This is a genomic window from Nostoc sp. MG11 (assembly GCF_014904695.1).
Classification (GTDB): domain Bacteria; phylum Cyanobacteriota; class Cyanobacteriia; order Cyanobacteriales; family Nostocaceae; genus Komarekiella.
Window position 1 is genome coordinate 24,869 of the sequence record NZ_JACXXN010000049.1, and the last position, 6,529, is coordinate 31,397.

At 43.1% G+C, this 6,529-nt stretch carries 4 protein-coding genes; all 4 read right to left on the reverse strand.

Going from position 1 to position 6,529, the window contains the following annotated elements; all coding sequences use genetic code 11:
- Positions 1-11 precede the first annotated feature (11 nt).
- The 4 genes from HCR01_RS31880 to HCR01_RS31895 all read right to left on the reverse strand — a co-directional run bounded on the left by HCR01_RS31880 (position 12) and on the right by HCR01_RS31895 (position 6,192).
- On the reverse strand, positions 12-686 hold the full coding sequence (locus HCR01_RS31880; RefSeq protein ID WP_193200000.1) for a cadmium resistance transporter: 675 nt from the start codon (positions 684-686) through the stop codon (positions 12-14).
- 542 nt (positions 687-1,228) lie between these two features.
- Positions 1,229-2,191: a zinc-binding dehydrogenase gene (locus HCR01_RS31885; protein ID WP_193200001.1), complete on the reverse strand. Its 963-nt coding sequence runs from the start codon at positions 2,189-2,191 to the stop codon at positions 1,229-1,231.
- Positions 2,192-2,369: 178 nt separating this feature from the next.
- On the reverse strand, positions 2,370-3,395 hold the full coding sequence (locus HCR01_RS31890) for a DMT family transporter (RefSeq protein ID WP_193200002.1): 1,026 nt from the start codon (positions 3,393-3,395) through the stop codon (positions 2,370-2,372).
- A 274-nt stretch (positions 3,396-3,669) separates the two neighbouring features.
- Complete coding sequence (locus tag HCR01_RS31895; RefSeq protein WP_193200003.1) at positions 3,670-6,192, reverse strand: penicillin acylase family protein; 2,523 nt, start codon at positions 6,190-6,192, stop codon at positions 3,670-3,672.
- Positions 6,193-6,529 lie beyond the last annotated feature (337 nt).

Sequence of the window (6,529 nt, forward strand, 5' to 3'; positions counted from 1 at the left end):
CGATAAATAGTCTAATTGAAAAGCATTGCGAGATTAGGTACAAGTTGATAAGTCCCACTTTTAACCATGATGGATAGCCCCAAATATATTAATACAAAGGGAAAGACTTTCCGGCCATAGCGAGTCATAACAGAAGCCATGATAGGATTCCGCGTTAGGTTGTAGGAGACAAAGCACCACAGTCCAATCGCTAAATAGCAAACACATACAATGACTGCCAGACTAGGAATGTTACTGCTAGCAAATAACGGAATATAGATACCGATATTATTTCCACCATTGGCAATGGTAACAGCAGAAACACGATAAGTTTGACGATCTTTGAGTGTTGCTAATAATGATTTTTTATGACGTTTAGTTTTGGCTGAATTAGTAAAGTTAACTGATACAGCTTGTAAAGTATTTTCTTGCTCTCCTCGACTCATTAGATGGCTGATACCAATTATGATTGGGAGAATTCCTAGCAATCCAATCCATGCTTCTGGAAGAACTAAACCACCGAGGAAACCAGGAAGACTAGCCATTACTAATGCAGTAAATCCCACAAATTCGCCAATAATAATATGCTTGGGACGAAAGTTATGATTAACTTTGCCAAAGAAAGCTGTCAAATATAAATTGTCATCAAATGTCGTTGCAAAAGCCGCAGATATTCCAATAAATAATGTACCAATTAGCCAAGCCATATTTTTTCTCCGCAACGATTTAGTAAAATTCTTTTAGAAGATGGTTGAAGCGATCGCCCTTAATTACAGATGTAATTTTGTCCTTCAACTGGTAAGCTGAGTAGCTTATGAACTCAATATTATGGTCTAGCTCAGATAAGAGCAAATACTCTTTTTTCTTGAAATGATAAAATGAATTTATTGAATAAAAAATTAAAAGCACCAGGCATGAGAATAGCCTGGTGCAAGATATTAATATTTGCAATACTCAAATACCCGACTTTTTCAACAAGTCGAAAATTTTGTTGAGAATATTAATTGTTGCAATTTCATCCTCAAAGTAAGTTGCAATAGACTCAGTGCGAACTAATAATATTGCTGACTGTGAGCCTGTATTGTGGATGTTCAAAATAACTTGACTCTTATCAATGTGCAGTCCAAAAGTATCTTGATTTCTGTATCAGGCTTTTCTAAGTCCACACTACAGATAATTGCAGTTACTTTCTTACTAGATAAACTCCGAACTAGCTGATCTAGTTTGTGCCAGAAATCATTGCTGTCCTTTATTGCAGTAACTTTCCATTTGAAACGTGCAATACAGCTTTGCCAAGGTAGCTTCTATTTAACAATTTCTCTGCTACATCAGCTATTTGTGTCCAATCAGCTTCAATATCAATCACAGGACGCAATTGATCTACTTCTACTAAACGTAAAAGCCTTTTTAATCCTACTGCTGCTGATTCTCGTCTCAGTTCATGAAACAAAATCAGACCATACAAACTTGTGCCACCAGTTCCGTAGAAGCGCTGTGCGTTGAATGTCACCTCATTTCCCCCGGAAGTACCAAACAGAACTATAGTCCCATCTTCTGCCAACAAACCAAGGGCTGTTCTGAGGGTATTTCCACCAACTGACTCGACAATTAAATGATATGGGCCGTATTTGCTAGCTGGTGAAAGATCCTCACCAATGACTACAGAATCAGCGCCAGCATCTTTAACAAAAATTTCGGATTCTGGACGGCGAATGTGGGCTGTTATCTGTGCGCCGCTGAGTCGTGCTAATTGAATGGCGAAGTGACCTACACCACCAGATGCACCTGTAATTAATACGGAACGACCTAAAATTGAGCCACCTTTGAGCAGGGCATGATAAGCAGTTAAACCTGCTACAGGTAGTGTGGCAGCTTGAGCAAAGGAAACTGACGAGGGCAATTCTGCTAGTGAGTGGGTTGGTACTGATGCTAATTCCGCCCATGCACCAGAACGAAGTAAACCGACGACTCGCGTCCCGACAGCAGGCCCAGAACCATCAGCAGCAGGAGTTTCTACAACACCTGTTAAATCCCAACCCGGTCGCCAACCTGCTTCGGCGGTGGTAGAACGTCTGACCTCTCCCCGGTTAAGGGAAATTGCTGCTACCCGAATCACAGCTTCATTAGCAGCAGGGTTAGGTGCATCTACATCACGCAATGCTAAACGTCCTGATACATTAGGGTCAACAACAACAGCACGGATTTTACTCATCTTGTCAAACCTGAATCGAGTTACAACTTTTAGTGTGGACTACTATTACAGTGCGCTGGCAAATAAACAGAAATTATTGGATACTTGCACTAATTTTAGCGATCGCTTGTGCATCTGATTCTTTCGCTTTATCAAACAGAATCGCGGAGGCAAACATAATTCGTAATTTAGAGGATTTCTATGAAGGGCTACGTCTACGGATAAAGCTTTCTCCACTCAACAGGGCAATTCCTAATGTGACAATACCAATCCCCAAGCTTTGAATCAAGTTTAAAGTTTCGCTAATTGTGATCCATGCAACTAATACTGTTAATGCTGGACTGCTAGCGCCGACAATTGAGGCCTTAGTTGCGCCAATCATCCGAATTCCTACATTATTGAATGTGTGTCCTATGAAACTCACTAAACCAGAAAAAATGCTGCCAATCCAAAGAGGTATCCAATCAAGTTGTGTACTAGAAAGTGGCCAAAACAGTAAGCTGATACCAGAAAACAGTAGAGTACAGGTAAAACTAATCCAGGTGAAAGGAACTGGATGAAATTTTTCTAAACACTTTTGGGCCATGACTTTATAAAAAGCGTAAACCACCCCAGATCCAACGCTGGCGAAAATGCCAGTAGTAATGGTATCACTACTGTAAGCAGCAGAAGATTGGGGAATTGTGAGTACGCCACCCCCCAAAATAATCACCATTACCAGCCAACGGAAGAGTGTAGGACGTTCGCCAAAAAACCTCCAAGCCAGCAGCGCCGTAAACACGGGATAAGTAAAAAATAGAGTCATGGCAATTCCAGTCGGAATTAAGCCAATAGCAATGTAGAGTAAGGCAATATACACAAACATTAATACTCCACAGCCTAATGCTTGGAGCAAAACATCTGTGCGTTCGCGCCTGAACAAGTCTCGAAATTCTTTAAAAGCAGATGGATATAACTTGAATGCTAGAGATGCCATAAGTGGAACCACCAGTAGCATTCGTATGAACATCAGCAATAATGAGTTCTGCAAATCCGGTTTAACGTATCCACCAAGTAAAAATAAACCCAGTACGAGATGTTCTGAAAACAAAACTCGCACAGTAACGTTGTGAAACGATAAGACGAAAGCGGATAGAAGAACCGTCAGAATGCCCAAGTTGCTAAAAAGGTTTCTCAAGGACAACCCGATTGTATTGCTAAAACCATTGAGTTTCGTATAAAGCATACTTTGACGAAGATTTTGTCATCCCTAATCCTGTAAAGGGAAAGGGGAAAGGTTTGAATTTCCCCTTTCCCCATTAACCTTTTCCCAGACCATAAGGGAGATTTTTAGGCTTAACCGAAAAGTATTGATTTGGTAAGGATGCGATCGCCTGCTAAATTAAAACTTCAGGTTCTTCTAGCATGCTGGCGACTTTCTCGGTCAATTCTTCAAATTGAGAAATGCCACCTAGCAGATCACCGAAGATTAGACTTTCAGTTGGTTCAATCACTGTAGTCTATTTACCTGAAAACTGCTGTAATTTGAGTGTTGCAGCAGTCCTTGCTGCTATTGCCTTCTCTTCCCATAGCATAGGGTGATATTCAATCTTACCCCAAGGGTCAACCATATCAGCGTAGTGTTGATGGAACGCATGACCTGACTGTCCAGGAGTGTGAATAGCTAATGAGTTATCCAAATTACCCAAATCTACAATCATCCGCATAGAAGGAATATCAGTCACTTCAAAAGATTTGTTTGCCCTCCAACGATTAGCATTCACAGTTTCCCCATTACCCGCAGTCGCAAAAGAACCACGATTAAACAAAGCCTCAATCGGTACAACTCCAGATTTCCCTAACGTGCCATTACGAAAGGTGATAGTGTGTAATTTGCCCCAGTTCCAGTTTTTTGGGTCTTTGCTTTGAAGACGTTCGAGTTCGTTCACGGCTTCTGTGAAAGCTTGTTGCAAAATTTGGTCACGGTTCTCAACTGTTGCGGTATTGCGATTATCCCACCAGATACTATTGGGCTGTTTAGCAAGGTTTTTTACCACAGCGTACCAGCGATCGCCACCATCAGGAAAGTACTCTCTAGGTAACTGATCGTGGAAGGTATCAGCTAGCAAGTGCTTCCAGAATACCTCAAATAGTGCAGCAGCAGGTGACGACATTCCTAGTTGCAAATCCCAATCAACGAGTAATTTCCGGGCTGCTTCCTGGCGAGGAGTATTCAGAGAAATAGTTTGCAGCAATGGCACTAGTATCTGTGCATTCAAATTCCGATTGTCGCCCTGCATCTGCTGCACATAGTCCAGAGAAATTGGCTGGCTTTGCTGTTCAATCATTTCCACAATGCGCTTTGCGCGGTAGCCATAAACCCAGTCGGTAGTAATTAGGTAGGGATATTTACTTGCGACCAAATTATTGGCAGTAGCAATATAGCCTTGAGGTGGATTGAAACTTCTCGGTAACTGCTCAAAATCAATATAGCCTTGCCACTCATATTCATCAGTCCAACCAGGGACGGGATAGCGTCCTTCTCCTTTTGCGCGGATAGGGAATTTTCCAGGCAATTGATAGCCAATATTGCCTTCAATGTCTGCGTAGACCAAATTTTGAGCCGGGACATCAAAGTTTTTGGCAGCAGTGCGGAACTCTTGCCAGTTTTGAGCAAGATTCATCTGCCCAATTGAGTACGCCAGTTGAGATGGTTCTAAGGCTGTCCAACGCAGAGCAACAGCATAGTTTTGGGGTAATTTGACTCGCTGATTTTGCTTAAACTGCTTCAAATCGAGTGAAACATCAGAGAGAATTGGCCCGTGTCTGGTGTAGCGGACTATTTGGAAAATCGGCTGACTTCCTGCAACTTGAATTGTCTCTTTCACCAATTGCATATCTACCCATTTGCCGTTAACCTCATACTGGTTGGGATTATTTGGGTTGATTTTCTCAATGTATAAATCCATTACATCTGATTGTACATTGGTGACACCCCAGGCAATGCGATCGCTATGACCGACAATCACTCCCAACATTCCCGCAAAGGAAAAGCCAGTAACGTTGTAGGGACATTCTGCACCCTTGGTTGTACAATGCAAACCAACCTCATACCAGATAGAAGGTATTTGCACAGCCAAATGAGGGTCATTCGCCAAGATTGGCTTACCTGTAGCCGTGCGCTCACCAGATATCACCCAGCTATTCGAGCCAATACCTACTCCTCTGGGCCCTATAAGTTTTTCCAAAGCCATCATCGGCCGAGTAATTGACTTTAAAACTGCGGTGATTTCCTCCCCACTTCCCCCTGCCCCTCTGCTCCCCTGCTTCCCTCCTCCTCGGAACCCAGGCAAAATCACTGGTAAATCTTCAGGATAAGGCGGGAAAAGTTCTTCCACCTGAGCAGGGGTAAGAGTTTTGAGCAAAATGGTACGTTCAATTTCACTCTCGAAATTTCTGCCCAAGTCGTAAGCCATCACTTTGCCCCAAGTGAGGGAGTGTAGCGGTTGCCAAGGTTCTGGTTTATAACCAGGATTCAAGAATTTCAGTACAGCGTATTCTAGACTCAGGGCGCTTCCTTGACGCTGCGTCAGATAAGCATTTACGCCGTCAGCATAAGATTGCAGATTTGCCTTCATCTCTGCATTCATTTGCTGGATTTCTTGCTGCGCCACTCTTGCCCAACCCATTGTCCGCAGATATCTATCAGCTTCGACTTGGGAGGAACCAAACATTTCTGCCAGTCGCCCAGAACCGATGTGTCGCCAAAAATCCATTTGCCAGAAACGGTCTTGGGCATGGATGTAACCTTGCGCCATGAATAAATCGTGAGAGTTAGCAGCCCAAATATGAGGAGTTCCCCAGTTGTCGCGCTGCACAGTAACTTCTGTTTTAATTCCAGGTATTTGAATTGTGCCACTCTCTACAGCAAAGGATTGGCGTACAGTACAGGTGGCAAATCCTACTAGCGAAAGCCCCAGCACTAACAGCACAATCGCGGTGATTTTAAGTCTTTTACGCCAACCTTTTCTGGAGCTTTTCATGTGTAGATGTCGCAGCATCATTATTGAAATCACGCGACATTATACTGCTAAAAGCAGCGCAGGCTTGCTTTTGGTGCTGGAAGCTGGGGATTAGGTGAATAAATAATCAATACTCAATCTCAAATACTCAGTACAGGGGGTAGGGACACGGCATTGCCGTGTCCCTACGAATATCTGTGTCAGGACTTACGCACTCAGATCCCCCAACCCCCTTAGAAAGGCGGCTTTAGACGTTCCCCTCTTAAAAAGCTACGGTGTACACACAAGTCTTTTAGAGTTGCCCCACAGGCTTTTGATCCCCCCAACCCCCCTTCAAAAGGGGGGCAAAAACCTCTCA

Excerpts from the sequence above, each read along its gene's own strand:
- HCR01_RS31895 (WP_193200003.1), bottom strand. The coding sequence starts at position 6,192 with ATGAAAAGCTCCAGAAAAGGTTGGCGTAAAAGACTTAAAATCACCGCG.
- HCR01_RS31890 (WP_193200002.1), bottom strand. The coding sequence starts at position 3,395 with ATGCTTTATACGAAACTCAATGGTTTTAGCAATACAATCGGGTTGTCC.
- HCR01_RS31880 (WP_193200000.1), bottom strand. The coding sequence starts at position 686 with ATGGCTTGGCTAATTGGTACATTATTTATTGGAATATCTGCGGCTTTT.
- HCR01_RS31885 (WP_193200001.1), bottom strand. The coding sequence starts at position 2,191 with ATGAGTAAAATCCGTGCTGTTGTTGTTGACCCTAATGTATCAGGACGT.